The sequence below is a fragment of the Bradyrhizobium sp. NBAIM01 genome (genome assembly GCF_020194115.1).
Taxonomy (GTDB): domain Bacteria; phylum Pseudomonadota; class Alphaproteobacteria; order Rhizobiales; family Xanthobacteraceae; genus Bradyrhizobium; species Bradyrhizobium yuanmingense.
On sequence record NZ_JADYVU010000003.1, the window covers coordinates 165,448 to 184,962 of the forward strand.

25 protein-coding genes and 1 pseudogene are annotated in these 19,515 nt (G+C 62.5%); 15 read left to right on the forward strand and 11 right to left on the reverse strand.

The annotated features are described in order from the left end of the window. Positions 1-53: 53 nt before the first annotated feature. The 6 genes from I6F31_RS11570 to I6F31_RS11595 form a co-directional block, all read right to left on the reverse strand. On the reverse strand, positions 54-1,268 hold the full coding sequence (locus I6F31_RS11570; protein WP_225185415.1) for a mandelate racemase/muconate lactonizing enzyme family protein: 1,215 nt from the start codon (positions 1,266-1,268) through the stop codon (positions 54-56). Between the two features lie 138 nt (positions 1,269-1,406). Further along, positions 1,407-2,693, reverse strand: coding sequence for a divalent metal cation transporter (locus I6F31_RS11575; RefSeq protein WP_036007761.1), 1,287 nt, complete (start codon positions 2,691-2,693; stop codon positions 1,407-1,409). A gap of 150 nt (positions 2,694-2,843) precedes the next feature. Next, on the reverse strand, positions 2,844-3,029 hold the full coding sequence (locus I6F31_RS11580; RefSeq protein ID WP_036007759.1) for a hypothetical protein: 186 nt from the start codon (positions 3,027-3,029) through the stop codon (positions 2,844-2,846). Positions 3,030-3,236: 207 nt separating this feature from the next. After that, positions 3,237-3,863: a hypothetical protein gene (locus I6F31_RS11585; protein ID WP_036028865.1), complete on the reverse strand. Its 627-nt coding sequence runs from the start codon at positions 3,861-3,863 to the stop codon at positions 3,237-3,239. A gap of 50 nt (positions 3,864-3,913) precedes the next feature. Continuing rightward, a complete protein-coding gene (locus tag I6F31_RS11590) occupies positions 3,914-4,234 on the reverse strand; it encodes a hypothetical protein (RefSeq protein WP_225172387.1) in 321 nt (106 codons plus the stop codon). 116 nt (positions 4,235-4,350) lie between these two features. Continuing rightward, positions 4,351-4,614 carry a hypothetical protein gene (locus I6F31_RS11595; protein ID WP_225172388.1) on the reverse strand — a complete coding sequence of 88 codons (264 nt, stop codon included), beginning with the start codon at positions 4,612-4,614 and terminating at the stop codon, positions 4,351-4,353. A gap of 63 nt (positions 4,615-4,677) precedes the next feature. Here I6F31_RS11595 and I6F31_RS11600 point away from each other — a divergent pair, with 63 nt between their 5' ends. The 5 genes from I6F31_RS11600 (at position 4,678) to I6F31_RS11620 (ending at position 6,730) form a co-directional block, all read left to right on the forward strand. After that, positions 4,678-4,905, forward strand: coding sequence for a hypothetical protein (locus tag I6F31_RS11600; protein WP_225185416.1), 228 nt, complete (start codon positions 4,678-4,680; stop codon positions 4,903-4,905). Positions 4,906-5,105: 200 nt separating this feature from the next. Continuing rightward, complete coding sequence (locus tag I6F31_RS11605) at positions 5,106-5,297, forward strand: Myb-like DNA-binding domain-containing protein (protein WP_036007637.1); 192 nt, start codon at positions 5,106-5,108, stop codon at positions 5,295-5,297. A 332-nt stretch (positions 5,298-5,629) separates the two neighbouring features. Next, positions 5,630-5,821 (forward strand): CsbD family protein, encoded by a 192-nt coding sequence (locus I6F31_RS11610; RefSeq protein ID WP_057028646.1) that lies wholly within the window; start codon positions 5,630-5,632, stop codon positions 5,819-5,821. A 274-nt stretch (positions 5,822-6,095) separates the two neighbouring features. Beyond that, on the forward strand, positions 6,096-6,344 hold the full coding sequence (locus I6F31_RS11615; RefSeq protein ID WP_225185417.1) for a hypothetical protein: 249 nt from the start codon (positions 6,096-6,098) through the stop codon (positions 6,342-6,344). 116 nt (positions 6,345-6,460) lie between these two features. Beyond that, the gene (locus tag I6F31_RS11620) at positions 6,461-6,730 is read left to right on the forward strand and encodes a hypothetical protein (RefSeq protein WP_225185418.1); all 270 of its coding nucleotides are present in this window, start codon (positions 6,461-6,463) and stop codon (positions 6,728-6,730) included. Here I6F31_RS11620 and I6F31_RS11625 read toward each other — a convergent pair. Next, the gene (locus I6F31_RS11625; RefSeq protein ID WP_225185419.1) at positions 6,724-6,948 is read right to left on the reverse strand and encodes a hypothetical protein; all 225 of its coding nucleotides are present in this window, start codon (positions 6,946-6,948) and stop codon (positions 6,724-6,726) included. The genes I6F31_RS11620 and I6F31_RS11625 overlap by 7 nt on opposite strands. Beyond that, positions 6,945-7,145, reverse strand: a complete 201-nt coding sequence (locus I6F31_RS11630) for a hypothetical protein (RefSeq protein WP_225185420.1) — start codon at positions 7,143-7,145, stop codon at positions 6,945-6,947. The genes I6F31_RS11625 and I6F31_RS11630 overlap by 4 nt, the downstream gene beginning before the upstream one ends. Before the next feature lie 330 nt (positions 7,146-7,475). Between I6F31_RS11630 and I6F31_RS11635 the strand changes: the two genes are divergently transcribed. The 4 genes from I6F31_RS11635 to I6F31_RS11650 all read left to right on the forward strand — a co-directional run bounded on the left by I6F31_RS11635 (position 7,476) and on the right by I6F31_RS11650 (position 11,642). Then, the gene (locus I6F31_RS11635) at positions 7,476-7,649 is read left to right on the forward strand and encodes a hypothetical protein (RefSeq protein ID WP_225185421.1); all 174 of its coding nucleotides are present in this window, start codon (positions 7,476-7,478) and stop codon (positions 7,647-7,649) included. 464 nt (positions 7,650-8,113) lie between these two features. Further along, entirely contained in the window at positions 8,114-8,839 is a 726-nt protein-coding gene (locus I6F31_RS11640) for a DUF4261 domain-containing protein (RefSeq protein ID WP_225185422.1), read from the forward strand. A 251-nt stretch (positions 8,840-9,090) separates the two neighbouring features. Continuing rightward, on the forward strand, positions 9,091-9,714 hold the full coding sequence (locus I6F31_RS11645) for a DUF1629 domain-containing protein (protein WP_057028650.1): 624 nt from the start codon (positions 9,091-9,093) through the stop codon (positions 9,712-9,714). 317 nt (positions 9,715-10,031) lie between these two features. Then, positions 10,032-11,642 carry a hypothetical protein gene (locus I6F31_RS11650; protein WP_225175195.1) on the forward strand — a complete coding sequence of 537 codons (1,611 nt, stop codon included), beginning with the start codon at positions 10,032-10,034 and terminating at the stop codon, positions 11,640-11,642. Between the two features lie 140 nt (positions 11,643-11,782). Here I6F31_RS11650 and I6F31_RS11655 read toward each other — a convergent pair whose 3' ends face one another. Together I6F31_RS11655 and I6F31_RS11660 are read right to left on the reverse strand one after the other, a co-directional pair. Next, positions 11,783-13,306 (reverse strand): FAD-dependent monooxygenase, encoded by a 1,524-nt coding sequence (locus I6F31_RS11655; RefSeq protein WP_225175196.1) that lies wholly within the window; start codon positions 13,304-13,306, stop codon positions 11,783-11,785. Between the two features lie 187 nt (positions 13,307-13,493). Beyond that, on the reverse strand, positions 13,494-13,709 hold the full coding sequence (locus I6F31_RS11660) for a hypothetical protein (RefSeq protein ID WP_225158306.1): 216 nt from the start codon (positions 13,707-13,709) through the stop codon (positions 13,494-13,496). 529 nt (positions 13,710-14,238) lie between these two features. Here I6F31_RS11660 and I6F31_RS11665 point away from each other — a divergent pair. From I6F31_RS11665 to I6F31_RS11690, 6 genes and pseudogenes are all read left to right on the forward strand, one after another. Continuing rightward, positions 14,239-14,430: pseudogene (locus I6F31_RS11665) on the forward strand (hypothetical protein); the annotation flags it as partial. Beyond that, positions 14,427-14,726: a hypothetical protein gene (locus I6F31_RS11670; protein ID WP_225185423.1), complete on the forward strand. Its 300-nt coding sequence runs from the start codon at positions 14,427-14,429 to the stop codon at positions 14,724-14,726. The pseudogene I6F31_RS11665 and the gene I6F31_RS11670, both read left to right, overlap by 4 nt. A 63-nt stretch (positions 14,727-14,789) precedes the next feature. Beyond that, a complete protein-coding gene (locus tag I6F31_RS11675; RefSeq protein ID WP_225185424.1) occupies positions 14,790-15,218 on the forward strand; it encodes a GNAT family N-acetyltransferase in 429 nt (142 codons plus the stop codon). A 212-nt stretch (positions 15,219-15,430) separates the two neighbouring features. Continuing rightward, positions 15,431-16,699, forward strand: coding sequence for a CoA transferase (locus tag I6F31_RS11680; RefSeq protein ID WP_225185425.1), 1,269 nt, complete (start codon positions 15,431-15,433; stop codon positions 16,697-16,699). A gap of 89 nt (positions 16,700-16,788) precedes the next feature. Further along, positions 16,789-17,994: an acyl-CoA dehydrogenase family protein gene (locus tag I6F31_RS11685; protein WP_192893130.1), complete on the forward strand. Its 1,206-nt coding sequence runs from the start codon at positions 16,789-16,791 to the stop codon at positions 17,992-17,994. Positions 17,995-18,003: 9 nt separating this feature from the next. After that, positions 18,004-18,567, forward strand: coding sequence for a flavin reductase family protein (locus I6F31_RS11690; RefSeq protein WP_225185426.1), 564 nt, complete (start codon positions 18,004-18,006; stop codon positions 18,565-18,567). A gap of 7 nt (positions 18,568-18,574) precedes the next feature. Here I6F31_RS11690 and I6F31_RS11695 read toward each other — a convergent pair whose 3' ends face one another. Then, positions 18,575-19,495, reverse strand: a complete 921-nt coding sequence (locus tag I6F31_RS11695) for an NAD(P)-dependent oxidoreductase (RefSeq protein WP_225185427.1) — start codon at positions 19,493-19,495, stop codon at positions 18,575-18,577. Positions 19,496-19,515: the final 20 nt, after the last annotated feature.

Here is a 19,515-nt window from a genome sequence, read left to right on the forward strand (position 1 = left end):
GCATGATCTTTCGGAAAACCGCTGCACACTTTTCCGGATCATGCTTTAGCCTCTCAGCTCTTGCGGCCGTAGTTGAGGAGCCCGCCACTCGTCTTCGGCGGATGGGCCCGCAAGGCGTCCTCGTTCGGCTCGGTGCCCCAGCCGGGCCGGTTCGGGATGATGAGATGGCCGTTCTCGATCTCCGGCTCGTGCGTGAACAGCTCGCGATCCCAGGACAGACGATCGATGTCGATCTCCATGATGCGCAGGTTCGGCACCGCGGCGCAGAAATGCGCGTTCATCATCGAACAGAGATGGCCGTAGAAATTGTGCGGGGCAACATTGACCTCGAAGGCTTCGGCCGCCGCAGCGATCTTCATCGACTGCCAGACGCCGTTCCAGGGCGTGTCGATGATCGCGACATCCATGGCCTGCGCGTGGAAATAGGGCAGGAATTCGCGCAAGGAGAGCAGCGTCTCGCAGGATGAGATCGGGTGCGGGCTTTGCTTACGAATGTAGCCGAGCGCTTCCGGATTGAAGCTGTCGATCTCGACCCAGAACATGTCGAGGTCAGCGATGGTGCGCAGAATCTTCAAGTAGCCTTCGGTCTTGGCGTTGAAGTTGCAGTCGAGCAGGATGTCGACGTCGGGCCCGGCGCCGTCGCGGATCGCTTCCAGATGCATGTGCAGGTCGCGCAGGATCTTGCGGTCGACGTTGATCTCGGGCGCGAAGGGCGAGCCGAATCCGGGGCGCCAGCCGGTCGGCTTGCCCTCGTCATAGGAAAAGATGTTGGTCTTGAGTGCGGTGAACTTCTTCTCGCGGACCTCGCGGCCCATCGCCTTGACGCCGTCGAGAGTTTCGATCGCCGGCTTGTACCAGGACGGATGATTGATGCGCCACGTGGCGCAATGCGACCAGTACACCCTGACACGATCGCGGATCTTGCCGCCGAGCAGCTCATAGCAGGGAATGCCGAGCGATTTCGCCTTGGCATCGAGCAGCGCATTCTCGATCGCCCCTAACGCTTGCGCCACCACGCCGCCGGCCGCAGGACGCGTCGCGGCGAACAATTCGGCAAAGATGCGCTCGTGCTGGAAGACGTTCTGCCCGATCACCCGCGCCGAGAGGCGCTGGATCGCCGCGCCAACGCCGGGCGAGCCGAAGCCTTCGTCGAATTCGCTCCAGCCGACGATGCCGTCCTCGGTCGTCAGCTTGACGAAATGATAGTTTCTCCAGCCGGCATCGCAGGCGAGGATCTCGAGGCTCGTTGCTTTTGAAGATTTGGTCATGTCGCTCCCTGTCGCCCGGCCGGGCTTTTCTTGTCGCCCGATCTTGAGCCGGGCCCGGACCGCATTGTTAAGCCAAGCGCGGGACGGCGGGAAGATGCAGAGATGCGGCGCGGCAGCGCGTCCGAAGCAGGCCTTGCGTCAGCCGATCACCGACGAGCCGAGCAAAGCGAGAACGGCGAGCGCCATGACTGCGGTGCCGAGCCAGCCCAGCGCGATCAGCCAGGAGCGGGCCCTGAAGCGGCCCATGATGGTGCGGTTCGAGACGATCAGCATCATCATCGCCATGATGGGGACGGCGACGATGCCGTTGAGCACCGCGCTCCACACCAGCATGTTGATCGAGTCGATGCCGGTGAAGCCGAGGCCGAAGCCGATCAGGGTTGCCGCGGCGATGATGGTGTAGAAGCCGGCCGCCTCGTCCGGCTTGGCCTCCAGCGTGGCGCGCCAGCCGAAGATCTCGGCAACGCCATAGGCCGCCGAGCCCGCCAGCACGGGAATCGCGAGCAGGCCCGTGCCGATGATGCCGGTCGCGAACAGGGCGAAGGTGAAATCGCCGGCCAGCGGCCGCAGCGCTTCGGCCGCTTCCGTCGCCGAGCCGATATTCGTGATGCCGTTGGCGTGCAGGACCGATGCGGTGGTCAGGATGATGAAGAAGGCGATGCCGTTCGAGAGCAGCATGCCGGAGATGGTGTCCGTCTTGATGCGGTCGAGCTCGTGATCGCCGCCGCGCTTGAGCTGGCGAAGCGGCTTGTCGCGCTCGCCCTGGTTCATCTCCTCGACCTCCTGCGAGGCCTGCCAGAAGAACAGATAGGGGCTGATGGTGGTGCCGAGCACGGCCACGACCATCAGGAGATAGTCGGCGCTGACGTTCGGCTTCGGCCAGACCGCGGCGAGCAGCGCCGTGCTCCAGGGAATCTGCACCGTGAAGGCGGTCGCGACATAGGCGAACAGCGCCAGCGTGAGGAATTTCAGCACCGGCGAATAGCGGCGATAGGGCACGAACACCTGCAGCAGGGTCGAGCCGGCCGCGAAGATCAGCGCGTGCTCGTGGTTGAGGCCGCCGATGACGAGCGAGAGCGCCTCGGCCATCGCGGCGATGTCGGCGGCGATGTTGAACGTGTTCGCAGCGACCAGCATTGACACCAGCGCCAGCACCGCCCAGCGCGGCGCGACGCGCATGACGTTGGCGGCGAGCCCCTTGCCGGTGACGCGGCCGATCTGCGCGCTGACGAGTTGGATCGCGATCATGAACGGCGTGGTCAGAAACACGGTCCACAACAGACCGAAGCCGAATTGCGCGCCGGCCTGCGAATAGGTGGCGATACCCGACGGGTCGTCGTCGGCAGCTCCGGTGATGAGGCCGGGCCCCAGCCGTTGCAACAGCGTCGGCGCGGATTTCGTCGGGGTGAGGGCGCTGTCGCTCATGAACGGGCTCGAACGGGTGCGGACGTCGTCTTTAGCAAATGCGAATCGAATGCCATAAGTTCCCGCTGCCGAAGCGGGCGGCTGATTTCCGAAAATGCTAAGTCGAGTTTGCTCCGTCGGGCAAAACAGGGCTATATTGCCATCATCGGCCTACCTGATGCTGACGAACATGCCCCAGGCCGCGGCCAGCGCCGCGCCGGTGAAGAGAACCACCGGGTTGTCGCAGAACGTGCCGCCATACCTGCACACGTCCGCGCCGAATTGGCCGAGCTCATGACGGCTGGCGGAATAGAACAGTCCCGACAGCACCAGCAATGCAGCGGCGACGTAATACATCGAAGGTCTCTCCGGCTTGCCCCGTCCAGGCGACATGTCCCAGCATGAGGCGAAGAGATTTCACTTCGGCCAATCCGCTTTGCGGCATTTGAGATAAAGTTTGACCCGTCGGGCAAAACACCGGCAAGATCATCAACGAGTGCCGGCGTCGCGATGACAAAAAGGCCCCGCATCGCGGGGCCTTTGTCGTGTCGGAGCTCTGCCGCTCTATCGCCGCGAGCCTACGCCGTAGAGTTCGCGCTCGCGGACGACATCCTCCGGCGACAATGGCGGGCTTGCGGCGTCGAAGTCGGTCCAGCCGGACTTCTGCCATGCGGCGCTGCGCTCCTGAAGGTTGACCGATCGCTCGTGCAGAAGCGCATCGAGGCGCGCGCGGTCCTGGTCCGGCACCCTCGCGGACACCAGTGTGCCGCCGCGGCGGACGCCCTCGGCATAACGCGATGCGTCTTCCCTGGAGACGCCGGCCTCGGTCAGGGCGCCGATGATTCCGCCGGTGGCCGCGCCGGCAGCCGCGCCGGCCGCGGTCGAGGCGAGCCATCCGGCCGCGACCACCGGACCAAGGCCCGGGATGGCAAGGAGGCCAAGACCTGCGAGCAGGCCGGCGGCGCCGCCGAGCCCAGCGCCGATGCCGGCACCCGTGCCGGCGCCTTCGGCGCGATCATCGGTGCCGTCGCGGTCACGATCGACCTTGCCGGAGCGTGAGCCGTACCAGTTGTCCGAATTGTTGGCGACGAGGCTGATGTCGGAATGCGGCACGCCGGCGCTTTCGAGCCGGGTCACGGCCCGCTCGGCATCGGCGTAATTGTCGTACAGGCGAGAGATGGTGGTCGTCATGTCTGGATCTCCTTGCTCGCGGATGACTTGCGCGAATTACTTGGCGGAAATTACTTGGCGGGGTTGACGTTGCCCTGAAAGTCGACGCTGACGTCGGTCTTGGTGCCGGCCTTGTCGGCCTTGCCGCGCCAGACGCCCTCGTTGTCCTTCTGCAGGCCGGAGACGTTGGAATAGCCCGCGCCCTCGATCCGCGATTTCGCCTGTCCCTCGGTGAAGCTGTTGCGGCCCGCGACCGGCGCGTTGGAGTTGTTCTGGTCGGAACTGTTCACGGCGTTGTTGCCCGGCCCGCTTTGCGCCGGCTGCGACTGAGCGCCCGCGGGCACCGAACCAAGCAGCAACAAGGTTGCGGCCAGAATTGTCAGATGTTTCATGTTGTTGTCTCCTGCAAGTGATTGTGCGGGCGACAACAAGTGAGAGTCGAAATGGTTGCTTTCGTTTGAGGAGTTCGTTGCGGCTCTTTTCAGGTGCGGCCGTCGTTCGTGCTTTGCTACTTTGAAGATTGCACGGACTCGGCCTGGCCCTTGGTCGGCTCCCACGGCGCCGGAAGGATCACGCGGATGGGGCGGGCTTCGGGGGCGCTTTGAACCACAGGTGCGGCCTGATCCTTGACGGGCTCGCCCAGCGCCACGCTCATCAGTGCAACCAGCAGCGCCAGGGAAGTTGTCACCAGCCGCACGTCCAGCATCGAAGCCTCCTGTTTGCGCACCAACGCAATCCGCCGGAATTGGTTCGGGACGGTGATCGGGAACAAGTGGCAATTTGTCGGGTTTGTAGAAGACAAGCCTGGATGACCGGGCTGCTGGAGGAGGACACGATGAACTTCAAAGCAATCATTGCCGCCGCCGTGCTGACGTCGGTTGCGGCTCCCGCGTTTGCGCAATCGTTCTACGTTGTGCAGGACGTCAAGACCAAGAAGTGCACCATCACCGAGTCGAAGCCGACGACCACGGAAACGACGGTCGTCAGCGGCGACACCGTGTACAAGACCAGGTCTGAAGCCGAGGCCGGCATGAAGACCGTCAAGGTCTGCACCTCGAACTGATGCACTGAGCGAAGGTCTCACCCGAGCCTGCGCTCGAAACAATGCCCGCGCGGAGCGATCCGTCGCGGGCTTAATTTTTGCAAAGTTCAGCTTACCAAGCCGCTGTTAGTGTCGGTCCGCCACGCGCGGCCAGATAGGAACTTGGTCCGTCCGGGTGGATTGTCGCCAGCGCTTTGAACGACGGGTGAGCCGCTCCAACCATGCAATCACGCTATCCCTTGTTGAAGAGGTGGACGGCGGACGAGCATGAGCGGCTGAAAGCGCTGGCTGAAGCCGGACGCCGCCCCGACGAAATTGCCGCAGAGCTCAACCGGAGCGAAGCGGCGGTGCGGGTGCGGGCCTGGCAGCACGGCATCGCGCTGCGCGGCGTCACGCAGAGGCGCGGCAAATAGCGCGTGCTGGGGGCGTGGACTCGTCAACACTCGGTCAGCGGGTCGGTGTCTGCTTCACGCTCAAGGCGGATTAGGACGCCAAGCGAAAAACCCGGAGTGTGAGCGTCCGGGCCGATCGCAAGTAAGAATTGCAAGTCCAATGCAGGAGCTAAACCAAACCTCAACGGCCCTGTCTGTCCACTTTTGCACACCCGCGGCGAGCAACAAGTACAAGCTGCGTAAACAGCTCATGGACATCGCAATCGACCGTTCTTCGTGTGGTGCGCGTCTCGCAGGAACGACAGCGCAGCGTTTTCGTTGTGCTCGTCTTCTAGACAAGGAGGATAACGATCATGGACCGTGAACATGTGAAGGGCGCCGCTGACAAGGCAAAAGGCGCGATCAAAGAGGGGGCTGGCAAGCTTACCGGGGACAAGGACCTCGAAGCCGAAGGCGAGATGGATAAGGCCAAGGGATCCGCCCACAACGTCGCTGGGAATGTAAAGGACGCAGCGCGGGACGCCTCTGACGCCCTCAAGAAATAACCGAAAAAGGAAAGTCTGAAACTGGCCGCCTCAGGGCGGCTTTTCCTTTTCTGCCAAGCCCACGGCGACGACGAAACACGCCTGAAACAGTGCTGAAACCAGATCGTCCTGAACTCGGCGCCCGCCGGGGCCGACCAACCAAGCGAAACGGAGAGACAATCATGATCCAGATCGGTTCGAAGGAAGAAGTTGCGCTGCTGCTGGCGCTGTTCGGCACTCATACCCAGCCCGTGCAGCGGCCGAAGCCGAAATCGCAGCAGAGGTGAGTGACGCCATGCCCGGTTTGGCCGAATGCCAGAGCCTGCTCCGGCTCCTGATCGCCAGGGGCGATCCTAAGGCCATCCCGCTTGCCAAGGGCGCCATCGACCAGTACCTGAACACGGCCCCCGCGTGCATGCGCGGGCGGGGCCTGCGCGTGCTGCAACGCGACGCGCTCGACCAGCACGATGCCGCGGTCGGCGTGCAGCGCTCGTTCGCCGAGACGGTGGACGCCTATATCGAGCACAAGCTTGCAGAGGAATAGGCGGGCCGGTCGCAGATCGGTCTGCGTTCCCGGAACCCATTGGCTTCCAAGAGTTTTTTTAGTCCCGCCTGAAACCTTTGTCCGCTCTTGGGCCTATAGGCCAAAGGGATGCGAACATGCCCAGATATTACTTTGACCTTCGCGACGACAAGGGAATTGCGTTGGACGAAGAGGGGCTGGAATTGTCGAGCCCGCGCGCGGTTCAGGCCGAAGCCGCCAAGTCGGTCGCCGACCTCGCGCGCGATGCGCTGCTCTCCGCGCCGCTCACCGGCGACCGGCAGGAACTGGCCATCGACGTGCGCGATGCCAGCGGTCCCGTCATGCAGGTGAAGTTCTGCTTCCAGATCGAAGACCTGAAGTCGCGGCCGCGGTCACGCGGTCATTGACGCGTCAGCGTCGGGCGGGACGGCTCGGGCAGGGGCGGGCACAATTGCTCGGAGTTCAGCACGGCGATCTTTCGGCCGAGCTGCCAGACCTCGACCTTGCCGAGCCGCGTGAACCGCTTCGCAAAGGTCAGCGCAGAGGAATCCGAGGGAGCTTCGAACGCTTCGGCGGAGCGGAAGACACCGTCCTCGCCGATGAGATAAGCGCGATATTGCATCATGTCGGCGCCCTCAGGCCGGGCGAGCGCAGCCAGGAATCGATCTGCATCGCGGTCTCGTCCTGCCGCGCCTGGCGCAGCAGCATGTCGCGGCGGCGGCCGGGTGCCAACGTGCGCGCTTCCTTGCGGCAACGCTCCGCCTCGTCCGCGAGTCTCTCGCGCAAGGTGGTGGTCTGTTTGAAACGACGCCGCTTCAGCATCGGCGTGCTCCCTCGTTAGAGAAGGGCGGGAGCGCAACTGGCGTTCTCATCACCGATCGATGCCACGGGCCTTGCGGTGATGACTTACCTTACGCCTCCGGCACAGCGGAGTCACATCATTTGATATGTTGCGCGGATTAATTTTCGCGAGAAGCTTGAGCATGTTGAGCGGCTTACTCAATTTGCACCGCGCGAGTCCTAAAGTTCAATATTGAACCAAGGCGACCTCTGTTAGTTGATGTTGCATCACCGGCCAAGGCTTTGTCCGTAGGCGTCGGTGGCTGAGAGACCGAGCGTGCTCCCGCCTGCAAAGCAAGGGGAGCACTTACGATGCAAGTCTATCGGCCGTTGCCTGTCGACCATGAACAGGCCGAACACATGCGCCGGATCGTGCGCGAATGCCGCGAGCTGTTGAAGCAACCGCCACCCGATACGTTTCTGGGACGCAGGACGCACGAGCCTTTCCAGCGCGAGGCCGACGCTACGCCGAACGAGCAGCGTTGACCGTCAGCGCAATCGCGATGGTTGGCGAGAGGCCGGCTTGCAGGGTGCGAGTTTGCTCGGCGTTGTCGCAGATGGCGCGGGCGATCGCGCGCTGACGTCAGGGCGAGGCGAAGCCGTTCTGCTTAGAGGAGGGCGGCATCGGCGCGCGCCAACAGAGGATCGGGCATTGATCCGTGCATGGGCGGTGCAACGCGGTGTGTTGCCGGTTGTTCATGGGAGGGCGGCCCGGTGTGGCTCTGGCGACGGCGCGCGCGGTATTTCTTGTTGTTGCGTGAACCCCTCTATCTTGCGCTCACCCGGAGCGCGGAAAACGCCGATTGACATTGTTCCCTATTTGTTCTAAAGAGGGTTTCAACCTCTGGGCGAACAGCCGAAGTTTGACTCACACTGGAATTTCTGCGGGGTCGTTGATGAGTAGCTCGCTTCTCTCTTTTGTCCTGTTGAGCAGACCGGTGACGCCTGACATGTCAGCAGTCGCCAAAGTTCTTCACGCCCGCCATCCGGAATTGGCAGCAGAGGCGCCGGACGATGACGAGCTGCAACCGGCTCAAGCGAATTCGCCGCTCATCCGCTGTGGCAACGAGCTTGTTGCGGTCATGTCGATGCCGGCGCCCATCCCGCAGGATCCGGGGCTTTGGGCGCGCGCTGCGCGAACTTGGCCCGAAAGCGAGGCTGTGGCAACGAACCATCAAGGCCACATCATCGTCTCGCTGCTCGGAAAATCTGAGCAGCCGCTGGTCGCCGCCCGCCTTACGACTGCAGTCATCGGTGCATTGATTGCCACCGTGCCGGAATGTTGCGGCGTGGTGTGGGCGGGCCGGGTGGCACAGCCGGCCGATCTTTGGCTCGATGCGTCTCGCTGGTCGCTCGCACCGTATCCGGACTATCCCTTTAGACTATGGGTCGACATTCTTCCGTTCCGGTCAGGTGCGAAGATCGGAGCGATCACGATGGGCTTGTCCGCGTTTGTCGGCCGCGAGATCGAATTCGTGACCGGTAAGCTCGCGCTTCCGGCGTTGTTCGACAAGGTGGCAGGACTTTCCGTGTATCTGATCGAGCACGGAAACGTGGTGAAGGACGGTGATACGATCGGAGCAAGTGCGAGCGAGCGGATTGCAGTGCGCTACAAGAACTCTGATGTTTTTGGAGGTCTGCCGGTGTTCTATTGTACGGATGAATTCGAGCACTAGTCTCCCAAACTTCTTGCACGTGTCGAATGGTAGTTGCACTGCTCGAAATCGCTTTGACACGTCGGGCAAAACACTGGCAGAATGGCATCATGGAGAAAGGCCGATCAAGCTCGCGGGAAGCCGCGGGCTTTATTGTTGCGCGCAAGCCTTGTTCCACGTGCAAGTCCATGGTGCGCAAAGAAATCGGCTTGAGAACTTCAAAGCTCTGAGAAGCGCCGTGGGCCGAGCGATAGGCAAGGGAGCGACAAACGATGCCCGAGTCAGGTATTGCAGCGCGAAAGAAAAAGTCGTCAAAGCTATACAAGTTCGAACGGGATATTAGAGTTAGCACGTCGCCCGGTTGGAACATGGAAAATTTCGACGCCTTGGGCGTTGGCCCCGTGCTGTATTCACCACGAGGCAAGCGAAGCTTTCCTCCGCTCCTAGAAACGCCGCGGCTGCTGATCGCCAGATCTCTCGGGCGGCCGCCGGCCGATTGGGAGCCATTTCACGACTTTTGGCTCGTGTCCGATCGGATGAAAAACGTTCTCGAGTCGGTGGACAGAGAGGGGGTTGCTTTTCTGAGATGCGAAACGCGGTCGTTGAGAGGAGAAGCACCGGTATATTGGCTCTGCGACATCGTCCGTGAGCTCGATGTCATCGATGAGGAGAAGTCGAACTTCAAAGTCCTGGAAGATGGGACTGATTTCAGGCGGTATGTCGGCACGGCGATGGATTCCACGTTCGTCTTTCGCGAAGAGGTCATCGGTTCGGCTCATATCTTCCGAGCCCGCTTTTTGAACAAAGTTGTTTGTAGTCAAGCAATGAAGGATGCTTGTAAGGCTGCAGGCCTGAAAGGTCTAAGATTCGGAAATCCCTACATCAATTGGGGTTGATTCCAGACGTAGCGCACTGAGATACCGTCGAAAGTCTCCCAAGACTCAATGATCTATCAACGCACGTGAACCGCCCGCGTCCGAAGGTGCTTGCGCGTTGTTGGCGCGGGGGATTCCCCCGATCTACGTGATGTAGCCAAGCCCTCCGCTGTCCCGAAGCCTTCCGGCAGATGCCGACGTCGGCAACAGCTTCGTGCCACAACGTTTACCGGCACGTCGGACGATACAACCCGCAAATCCAGCGGCCGGCCTCCCCCGTGCAGGCCATCCAAACAGCATTCAAACCAGAACGCCGGCTGCATTCAGGAGCAGCTCGGATGCCGGCGCACGGCAGGAGCCGCAATTTCATGTTTCAAAATCACCACATTTTACTTCAGCATTTCGCCGACCACCCGGTCGTCCGCTTTTTACGTGGACGGTTCGAAGTTGACGCAACTCGAAATCGTATGAGTTTGCCCTCCGTACAATCGGCGGCAAGCGATCTGGGTGCGAGCCCTCATACTGGAGGCCATCTCGGGGCGTATCATCAGGGGTTCGGCGACTACCTTAAGACGGTAGAACAATCTCCGAGGTACGCGGCGGCTCTCGCGGGTGACTCGCATGAGCTCGATGAGCTGGTGTCGGACGTAAACGCACTCGTGGCGGCCGCCAAGTACGCGCTGGCGAGCGGTCATCTATTTGCCAATACTCCTACGGGAATGACCACCGAAAACGCAAATGCGGTGAACAAGCAATGGTTCGACAACTGGAGAGCATACGCCGCCGATCATCAGACGCAGATCCGGGAGATGCAGGAGACAGTGGACCAATTCCTCGCTGCCGGTCGCGCGGACGCGGCCTTGGACTTTCCGCTTCTCTCTCCAACCAGCGGTCTCAGCATGGCAGAGAGGATCGCAATCCTGAAGCGTTCGCCGAAAGGCTCTCCTATCTCGCTGCAATTTACCAACGTCGGACCTGTCCCCGATCTTCCGGGCCTGGTGCCGCCCTTCGTCAATACGCGTTTGCCAGGTTTTATTCCGCCGTCGCTTGAGGGAATCAACGAACCGGAAGGATTTACGCCTAGCAATCCGCTTATCACGTACGGGTTGCCGGGATTTCCGGCGACCAATCCTCGAGGCTTTGGACAACTACCTCCTACTACTGGGGTGGCCGAGGATCCTTTAGTGCTCAAGTTTGATCCTGCGACCGGTTGGCCAAATCCATTCTCCGAACGCTCACCGATATTGGACCCCGGCGCTCCGTTTCATGCAACGCCGCCCGCTGGCCTCTACATGGGAGCAGGACTTGCCGCGGCCGCGGTGTTAGCGCCGCAATTCTCGCCTGTCTGGGCTCGGGCAGCGGTCGCTGGGCTAGCTGCTGGCGTACCGACGCTGGCAACTGCTCGGACCAGCGACGGAGGAGTGTTCTCCACCGGAGCGCCCGCATATGATCCATTCAATCGCGACGAGACGAGCAGCTATGTTGGCGGCTTGAATGCGGGCCCTTGGTCGAACGAAGATGCCAAAACGATCGCAACGCCCTTGGCGATGGGGCACCGCGGAAATCAGGACGAGACCTCTGAGGGACCAACTGAGCAGCCGCAAGCGCTTCAATCAGGAGTCTCGCGCTTAAGCGCATCAGTCGCGCCCGAAGATGTCCGGCGTCTCGCCCGTGTGAATGAGACGAACGCGGGCAACGTGTTTATATCGGGCAGTGCGCCAGTCCCGTATCTGCCGTCTACCGCATTCGACGATCGGTATGGCAATTGGACTATCCCGGCCGCTCGCGGCCAGCAGCCGCAACCCAGCAAGCCGATCGGCGTGTTTGCAGACGAGCCGAGTTATCTCATTCCTCCACAGATCTTCGGAGTGGACGGCTCCCTCCATCCGCGCGATGATGGCGAGGAATGGTTCTCGCGCTGGATACGGCCTTTGCTTCCGCCGCAATGACGTTTGTGTAGTGGAGCGAGAGTGGTCGTTTGACACGTCGGGCAAAACACTGGCAGAATGGCATCATCGAAAAGTTCGGAACAAGCCCGCGGATCTGCCGAGGGCTTGTTTGTTTTGGCGGGGCACGAGACGTTCGCGCCCTACGCACCACCCGGCCCGAACCACTGCGTCAGCGCCTCCGCAAGTCCGTGTCCGTTCTCGTCGCCCACCCAGGCCACATGACCATCGGGCCGCACCAGTACCGCGCTCGGTGCGGTGACCTCGCCGATCGCCGGAAGCAGCCACCGGCCATCGTAATCGGCATCGACGATCACTATGCGCTCCGTCGAGAGAGAGATGTCGAGGCCGCCCGGCTTGCCGAAATTGATCAGCACGCCGCGCGCGCCGTGCAGCAGCGTGAACAATTTCAGCGGCTGCCCGTCCGCCACGAGATCGAGATCGGGCATGCGGCGGCCGAGCAGCGCGTGGCCTTCGCCGAGATCGTAAGCGATGTCGAGCCCGCTCATCATCGCGCCAAGGCGCTGTCGCGGCTCGTCCATGGCGAGAAGCTCGGCGATCACCTCGCGCGCGGCCTTGCGGCCGTCGTCGCCGCGGCGGAGCAGGACGATCTGCGCCATGGTGTTCTTCAGGACGCGCGCGGCGACGGGATGGCGCTCGCTGTGATAGGTGTCGAGCAGGCTCTCGGGCGAGATGCGCCTGACCACCTGCGCCAGCTTCCAGCCGAGATTGACCGCATCCTGCACACCGAGGTTGAGGCCCTGGCCGCCGACGGAGTGATGAATGTGGGCGGCATCGCCGGCGAGCAGCACGCGGCCTCTGCGATAGGATGCGGCCTGCCGCGCCGCGTCGGTGAAGCGGGAGATCCAGGCGGGATTGTTGACGCCGAAGTCCGTGCCGTAGACGGCTTCGAGCGCCGCGCTGAGATCGCGCAAGCTCGGCTCGCCGCTGCGCGCGAGCTCGGCTTCCGTCACGACGACCAGCACGCGCCCGCTTCCCGTCTTGCTGAGGCCGTGGAAGCCGAGCGCGTCGTGACGCAGGCCGAATTGGGGCTCTTCGCGCATCTCGACCTCGGCCATGAGGTTGCTGAGCGAAGGTTCTGAGCCGGGGAAGTCGATGCCGGCGTTCTTGCGCACCAGGCTGCGGCCGCCGTCGCAGCCGACGAGGTAAAGCGCGCGCGAGCGCATCCCGCCGGACAGTGTGATGTCGAGGCCGCTCGCGTCTTCCGCAAAGCCCGTCACCTCGCGGCTGCGATAGATCGGCACCGCGAGCTCGGAGGCCCATTCGGCCAGCAGGCGCTCGATCTGGTTCTGCCGCAGCGCGAGCCCATAAGGATGGCGCGTGGGGAGATCGCCGATGTCGAGCCTGGTCCAGGCGAAGCCGGCGAGCTGGGTGATTTGCCCTTCGCGCAGGAAGCGCTCGGCAATGCCGCGCTGATCGAGGATCTCGATGCTGCGCGCGTGAAGTCCGCCGGCGCGCGTCTCGACGATGTCCTGGCTCGCGCGCCGCTCGACGATTGCGACGTCGATTTGAGCCAGCGCGAGCTCGGCGGCCAGCATCAAGCCGGTCGGGCCGGCGCCGGCGATGACAACTTGATGGCCGGCGGCAGTTGCGCGTTCCGCGCTGGTTCGGCCGCGCGAGCGTGACGTCGGAAGCGGGAAAGGCATGTCGTGACCCCTCGACTGGTTGTTCAGGCCGAGGGGTCTTACGCGATCACCGGGGGCTTGAAGCAAGCCCCTTGCGCACCACATATCGAGGTGGGAGATGAGGCTCTCGCCTGTTCGGCGCGTTGACACGTCGGGCAAAACACCGGCACAATGGCATCATCGAGATGCGCGCCGCTTGTGCCGCGGGCTAATCGTCCTTCGCCAAATCGCCGGGTTGTGTAGGCAGATCGATGGTGCCGCCCTCGCCATGCGCGAGATCGCGGCCGTCGTCCGCCGTCACGTCGGCATCTTCGACGATCGCCTGCTGCGTGGCGCGTTCCTTGTCGATGCGCGGCTTCGAGCCCGGACGATCTCGCAACGTCTCGTCTTGCGATGTGCCGGGTGAGGTCGTCTTGATGGTCATGGCCGGTCGCTCCTGATTGTCCAACGCGGCTCGTGCGAATTCGTTCGTTTGACACGTCGGGCAAAACACTGGCAGAATGGCATCATCGAAACGAGTTTGAGTTGACCCGCGCGGGACGCAATCCGCGGCGGGCTTTTTCAATTCAGCGGAAGGTTTTGACACGTCGGGCAAAACACCGGCATAATGCCATCATCGAGACGAGTTTGGTTCACCCGCGCGGAACGCGATCCGCCGCGGGTTTTTTCGTTCTCGATTTTGGAATCGGACGGCGGCGGCGCATTGCGGCCACGCACTCGCTTGATAACGCGTTGAGAGAGCGCCGATCGGCGCGCCGTCGTCCGAACCATTGCTGGCCGTGCACGCGCGAACGTGCCGGCCCGCGGCGCCGGGCGTTTGCCTGCGCCGCTGCGGTCTCCGGGTTCAACGGAGATAGGGTTCGCGCCCGAAACGATCGCGCTCTTCGCGCGATCTGCCGCGCATTTCTTTTATAGGGAGAGACGATGACCGCCTACCTGATATCGCTCGCCGTTACGAGCCCGACAAGCTGATGGGCTATTGCGTCGCGCTCTATTTCGCAAAGCTCCTGGTCTGGGACAAGGTTCTCGGATTGGGCTCGACGGACGCCCTGGCGGGATTTGCGGCGGTCACCGCCAATCTTGTGGTCTCATTCTATTTCGCCAAGCGCGGCTTCGAGAATGTTGCAAGGATCATCAAGCGATGAGGATGCAAGACGACGAGATCAGGGCCATTGTGGCCGAGACGCTGGCCGAGCAGCACAGGCTCCAGCAGGAGAGCATCGATGCGATCGTGTTGAAGACGGTCGCCTCGGTGCTGGCCTCTTTTGGCATCGAAGATGACGACCGAAAGGAGCTGCGAGCCGATTTTCAGCACTTGCGGAGGTGGCGAAAGAGCGTGGAGCAAGCCCAGAGCTACACCTTCAAGGCAGTGATCACCGTGCTTGCCACTGGCCTGATGGGAGCGGTCTGGCTTGGTGTCAAGGTCGTGTTGGGCAAATGAGCCTTCATGGCGCCGGTGACGTCGCTCCGCGCCTGATCATGATCTGCTGCCAACGAGTCGCTCATGTACAGAATTCGTATCGTCGATGCGTCCGATGATGACGTTGCTGAAACTTTAGCTGATCTACATCGGCTCACGTTCTTCGATACCGCGGCGATGCCCGCGTTCGACCTCGGCGCGTGGTGGATGGCTTATCACGACGAGGGAGCAGTCGCCTTCGCCGGAATTGTGCCCTCGACCCACGTTCGAAATGGCGGCTATTTCTCCAGAGTTGGCGTATTGCAACGGCATTGGGGACGCGGCCTTCAGCGCAGATTGATGCGTGCGGTGGAGGCGAGGGCGCGGCGTATCGGATGGGACAGCATTGTCTCCGATACGACGGACAACCCGGTATCAGCGAACAACTTCATTCAGGCGGGCTATCGGCTGTTCGAGCCCGAGACCCCTTGGGCTTGGGTGCATACGCTCTATTGGCGGAAGTGGCTGCACTGAGCAGGCTTGCCGCCGCACGGAACGCGCGTCTATCTAATGGCCAGTATGCGCCTGGAACGTCCGAGGACCCGGCAGCCTGGGGGCTGCCGGGTCCTTTCTGCGTATTGAAGCGATGCGGGCGTGGGACTTGCGAAGTCGGCGGCGCCGGGCTTTAAGTTTGCTCTTGCAGGAAATTCGGCGGCCATAAGCCGATGTAAGGGAGAGCGCGATCGATGCCCACCAAGCCTCAATTGCCGGTACGTGCCTCGCATGGGACGGGAGGCCCGACCGCGCTCGATGGCCTATTGGTCGTTGATTTCACGCGTGTGGTCGCTGGCCCGGCCTGCACCCAGACGCTCGCCGACTACGGTGCGCACGTCATCAAGATCGAGAATCCCGATGGCGGCGACGACACGCGCGCCTATGAGCACGCGGAGATTGGAGGCGAGAGCGCCGCCTTTCTCAGCCTGAATCGCAACAAGCGCGGCATCGCGCTCGATCTTGCTGTGCCGGAGGCGCGCGAGATCGCGCTGGATCTGATCCGCAAGGCAGATGTGGTCGTGGAGAATTTTTCGAGCGGGGTCATGAAGAAGTTCGGGCTCGATTATGAATCGGTCGCGCCGCTCAACCCGCGGCTGGTCTATTGCTCGATCTCCGCCTACGGACGCAGCGGACCGTTTGCCTCCCGGCCAGGCTTCGATCCGATCACCCAGGCGGAAAGCGGCTTCATGTCGCTTAATGGATTTGCCGACGGCCCGGCGGTTCGCACCGGCCCGCCAATTGTCGACATGGCGACGGGGATGTCCGCCTGCAATGCCATCCTGCTGGCGCTGCTCGCGCGGGAGCGGCTCGGCCGGGGGCAGCATGTCGAAGTTGCCCTGTTCGACGTCGCAATGGGAATGACCGGTTTCTACGGCATGGCCTATCTCATCAACGGCGAAAACCCCGGCCGGTTCGGCAATTCGCCGAGCGGGTCTCCCACCGTCGGCGTCTACGAGGCCTCAGATGGGCCGCTCTACATGGCCTGCGCCAACGACCGGCTCTACCGCAGGCTTGTGGTCGAGGTGCTGAATCGGCCCGATCTCATCACCGATCCGCGGTTTGCGACGCGCAAAGCCCGCTCGGAGAACAAGGAGCTCCTGCGGGCAGCCATCGCCGAAGTCTTCGCCAGTGATACGCTCGAAAACTGGATGGCGAAGATGAAGCTGACAAATATCCCCGTCGGCTATCTCCGGACGGTCGAGGAGGGCTTCAACGCCCCCGAGGCTCGCGAGCGCCATCGTTTGAACCGGATTCCGCATCCGACAGCCGAGTGGGTGCCCAACATCGAGCCGCCGATTACGATGAGCCTGACAGCCGCGGTCGACCCCGTCGCGGCACCTCTTTTGGGCGAGCATACCAAGCAGATCCTGCAAGATACGCTCGGCTACGACGAACGTCGGATCGCGGATTTTGGCGAGAAGGGCGCCTTTGGCTCGGTCAAGCCTCCAAGGTCGACTTGAGGCACTGGCTCGGCTTGATTTGGCGAAGGTCCCGCCGCATAAATGTGTGAAAGCGAGGGACACGAATGGCGCCTGGCCAGGAGCCGAGCATGACCCAGCCCGCAGGCTTGCAAGCCGGCGGTGAGATCTATGCGTCAATGATCGCGAGGGCCCGGGCGCTTCTGCCGCGACTCCGTGAGCGGGCGGCACGGACGGAGGAGCTGCGGCATCTTCCGGCGGAAACCGAAAAGGATCTCCACGATGCCGGCCTGTTCCGGATGCTGCAACCGGCCCGGATTGGTGGCGCTGAGCTCGACTATGTCGCCCTCGTCGATTGCGCTGAGCTGCTCGGGCAGGCGGATGCGTCGGTTGCCTGGAATCTCGCCAATCTGGCGAGCCATCACTGGATGCTCGGCATGTTCCAGCCGAAGGCGCAGGATCTGGTCTGGGGCCGCAATCCGGATACTTTGATCGCGTCCTCGTTCATTTTCCCCGCCGGACGCGCCACGCGGGTCAAGGGCGGATACCAGTTGCATGGCAGTTGGCCATTCTCCTCGGGCGTTGCCTCCTGCGAATGGAATATGCTTGCGAGCGTGGTCTATTCCGACGACGATGCCGACGGCATCGAGTATCGAATCTTTCTGCTGCCGAGCGGCGATTACAAGGTGCTGGACACTTGGAACGTCGCCGGATTGCGCGGGACGGGGTCGTGCGACGTCGAGGTCAGGGATGCCTTCGTGGCTGACCATATGACGGTCGCCGTAGGGAACCTCTCAGGTGGCCCCACGCCGGGAAGCGCGGTCAATCCGAATCCTCTGTACACGCTGCCTGTCTTCTCGCTATTTCCTTACGTCCTCTCCGGTGTCGCGCTGGGGAATGCACAGGCGTGCCTCGACGATTATACGGAGGTCGCGCGTCATCGTATTTCGACGTACAACCGCGCCAAGCTGAGCGATTTTCAAAGCACGCAGATCAAGATCGCGGAGGCCTCGGCCAAGATCGACGCTGCGCGCCTGATCATGCGGTCGGCCTGTCTCGATGCCATGGAGGCCGCACGGCGCGGCCATATTCCTGACATGGCAACCAAGACCAGATATCGCCGCGACGGATCCTTTTCCGTGAACTTGTGCACGGACGCGGTCTCGATGCTGTTTGCCGCGAGCGGCGCTCGCGGGCTGTTCACGAGCGGCGTGTTACAGCGGCAGTTCCGCGATGCGCACGCGATCAACTCACATCTCGCGTTCAACTTCGATGCGGCCGGGACCAACTACGGACGGGTGGCCCTCGGCCTGCCCTCCGAGAATCTCACGCTGTGAGGTCGGCCGATGAATGACCTGCCGAAGCAGCCTCGCGCGCCGGATCCCGCCAATGAGTTCGCGAGCGACAGCTCGCAGATTGATCCTCGCGACTTTCGCAACGCGCTCGGAACTTATGCAACGGGCGTCACGATCATCACAGCGGCAGCGCCCGACGGCAAGCCGTACGGACTGACGTGCAATTCCTTCGCCTCGGTCTCGCTGAATCCGCCGCTGGTTCTGTGGAGCCTCGTCGTCTATTCCTCGAGCCTGACCATCTTCCAGAACGCCAGCCATTTCAGCGTCAACGTTCTCGGCGCTTCACAACAAGCGCTTGCGAACAAATTCGCAAAATCGTCGGATGACAAGTTCACCGCCGTCGACTGGACCCCCGGCCTTGGCAACGCTCCAGTGCTCGCCGAGAGCGTCGCCAACTTTCAATGCCGCTCCGTGAATCGCTATTATGGCGGTGACCATGTGATCTTTCTCGGCGCGGTCGAGGCATATACCTACAATGCGAAAGAGCCGCTGCTCTTTGCGCGAGGAGCGTTCGGTCGCTTCATGGCCGACGATGAGCGCAAGAACGGGCGGTAATGCGCCCCTAGAGCGCTTTGCGCTCTGCCGCCGAAAGCTTGTAGATCTCCAGCGCGTCCGCGTCCGCACCTCGCGCGGCCTTCGCCAGCCTGAAAAGCTGTCCGGCAAGCGCGGCCATCGGCACTGGCGTCGAGGTTGCCTGTGCAACATCGGCGACCGTATCGAGATCCTTGAGCATCGTGGCGATGTGGCCGAGCGGCGGGCTGTGAATGCCGTTGACCATTCGCGGCACGAACAGCTGGAGCGGGATGGAATCCGCAAAGCCGCCTGCGAGCGCTTCGGGCAATCGGTTGGCGTCAATTCCGGCGTTCACGGCAAGGCGGGTTGCTTCCGCAAGCACGGCCATCGCGCATCCGACGATCACCTGGTTGCACAGCTTTGTGGTCTGGCCGGTGCCGATCGGGCCCATATGCGTGAACCTGCGCGCCATGGCCAGCACGTAGGGCCGCACCCTCTCGATGTCGGCGGCTTCGCCGCCCGCCATGATTGCGAGCGTGCCTTCCTCCGCGCCCTTCGTGCCCCCGGACACCGGCGCATCGATCCAGCCCGCGCCGTTCGCGTTCTTCAATCGCGTTGCGAGGTCGCGCGCTGCGTCTGGATGGATCGACGAGAAGTCGACCACAAGCTTGCCCGCGCCAGGAGCGGCCGCCAGACCTTCGGGCCCGAAGATCACCTCCTCCACCGCGGCCGCATCCGTCACGCACATGAAGACGATATCCGAGCTCGCCAGGAGATCTCGGGGCGTGACCACGCGCTCGGCGCCAGCCTCGACCAGCGGCGCTACCTTGCCCTCCGAGCGATTCCAGACGGCGACCTGATAGCCGGCCTTCAGCAGGCGTCGGGTCATCGGCGTTCCCATGAGTCCCAGGCCGAGATAGCCGAGCTTCTCAGTGCCTTGCGGGTTTGTCTCCTTGCTGCCATCAGCCATAGGTTGCCTCCTTCTGTCGC

Excerpts from the sequence above, each read along its gene's own strand:
- I6F31_RS11585 (WP_036028865.1), bottom strand. The coding sequence starts at position 3,863 with ATGACGACCACCATCTCTCGCCTGTACGACAATTACGCCGATGCCGAG.
- I6F31_RS11575 (WP_036007761.1), bottom strand. The coding sequence starts at position 2,693 with ATGAGCGACAGCGCCCTCACCCCGACGAAATCCGCGCCGACGCTGTTG.
- I6F31_RS11610 (WP_057028646.1), top strand. The coding sequence starts at position 5,630 with ATGGACCGTGAACATGTGAAGGGCGCCGCTGACAAGGCAAAAGGCGCG.
- I6F31_RS11695 (WP_225185427.1), bottom strand. The coding sequence starts at position 19,495 with ATGGCTGATGGCAGCAAGGAGACAAACCCGCAAGGCACTGAGAAGCTC.
- I6F31_RS11605 (WP_036007637.1), top strand. The coding sequence starts at position 5,106 with ATGCAATCACGCTATCCCTTGTTGAAGAGGTGGACGGCGGACGAGCAT.
- I6F31_RS11640 (WP_225185422.1), top strand. The coding sequence starts at position 8,114 with ATGTCAGCAGTCGCCAAAGTTCTTCACGCCCGCCATCCGGAATTGGCA.
- I6F31_RS11590 (WP_225172387.1), bottom strand. The coding sequence starts at position 4,234 with ATGAAACATCTGACAATTCTGGCCGCAACCTTGTTGCTGCTTGGTTCG.
- I6F31_RS11675 (WP_225185424.1), top strand. The coding sequence starts at position 14,790 with ATGTACAGAATTCGTATCGTCGATGCGTCCGATGATGACGTTGCTGAA.
- I6F31_RS11600 (WP_225185416.1), top strand. The coding sequence starts at position 4,678 with ATGAACTTCAAAGCAATCATTGCCGCCGCCGTGCTGACGTCGGTTGCG.
- I6F31_RS11660 (WP_225158306.1), bottom strand. The coding sequence starts at position 13,709 with ATGACCATCAAGACGACCTCACCCGGCACATCGCAAGACGAGACGTTG.
- I6F31_RS11680 (WP_225185425.1), top strand. The coding sequence starts at position 15,431 with ATGCCCACCAAGCCTCAATTGCCGGTACGTGCCTCGCATGGGACGGGA.
- I6F31_RS11655 (WP_225175196.1), bottom strand. The coding sequence starts at position 13,306 with ATGCCTTTCCCGCTTCCGACGTCACGCTCGCGCGGCCGAACCAGCGCG.
- I6F31_RS11615 (WP_225185417.1), top strand. The coding sequence starts at position 6,096 with ATGCCCGGTTTGGCCGAATGCCAGAGCCTGCTCCGGCTCCTGATCGCC.
- I6F31_RS11670 (WP_225185423.1), top strand. The coding sequence starts at position 14,427 with ATGAGGATGCAAGACGACGAGATCAGGGCCATTGTGGCCGAGACGCTG.
- I6F31_RS11690 (WP_225185426.1), top strand. The coding sequence starts at position 18,004 with ATGAATGACCTGCCGAAGCAGCCTCGCGCGCCGGATCCCGCCAATGAG.
- I6F31_RS11630 (WP_225185420.1), bottom strand. The coding sequence starts at position 7,145 with ATGCTGAAGCGGCGTCGTTTCAAACAGACCACCACCTTGCGCGAGAGA.
- I6F31_RS11645 (WP_057028650.1), top strand. The coding sequence starts at position 9,091 with ATGCCCGAGTCAGGTATTGCAGCGCGAAAGAAAAAGTCGTCAAAGCTA.
- I6F31_RS11620 (WP_225185418.1), top strand. The coding sequence starts at position 6,461 with ATGCCCAGATATTACTTTGACCTTCGCGACGACAAGGGAATTGCGTTG.
- I6F31_RS11580 (WP_036007759.1), bottom strand. The coding sequence starts at position 3,029 with ATGTATTACGTCGCCGCTGCATTGCTGGTGCTGTCGGGACTGTTCTAT.
- I6F31_RS11635 (WP_225185421.1), top strand. The coding sequence starts at position 7,476 with ATGCAAGTCTATCGGCCGTTGCCTGTCGACCATGAACAGGCCGAACAC.
- I6F31_RS11625 (WP_225185419.1), bottom strand. The coding sequence starts at position 6,948 with ATGATGCAATATCGCGCTTATCTCATCGGCGAGGACGGTGTCTTCCGC.
- I6F31_RS11650 (WP_225175195.1), top strand. The coding sequence starts at position 10,032 with ATGCCGGCGCACGGCAGGAGCCGCAATTTCATGTTTCAAAATCACCAC.
- I6F31_RS11685 (WP_192893130.1), top strand. The coding sequence starts at position 16,789 with ATGACCCAGCCCGCAGGCTTGCAAGCCGGCGGTGAGATCTATGCGTCA.
- I6F31_RS11570 (WP_225185415.1), bottom strand. The coding sequence starts at position 1,268 with ATGACCAAATCTTCAAAAGCAACGAGCCTCGAGATCCTCGCCTGCGAT.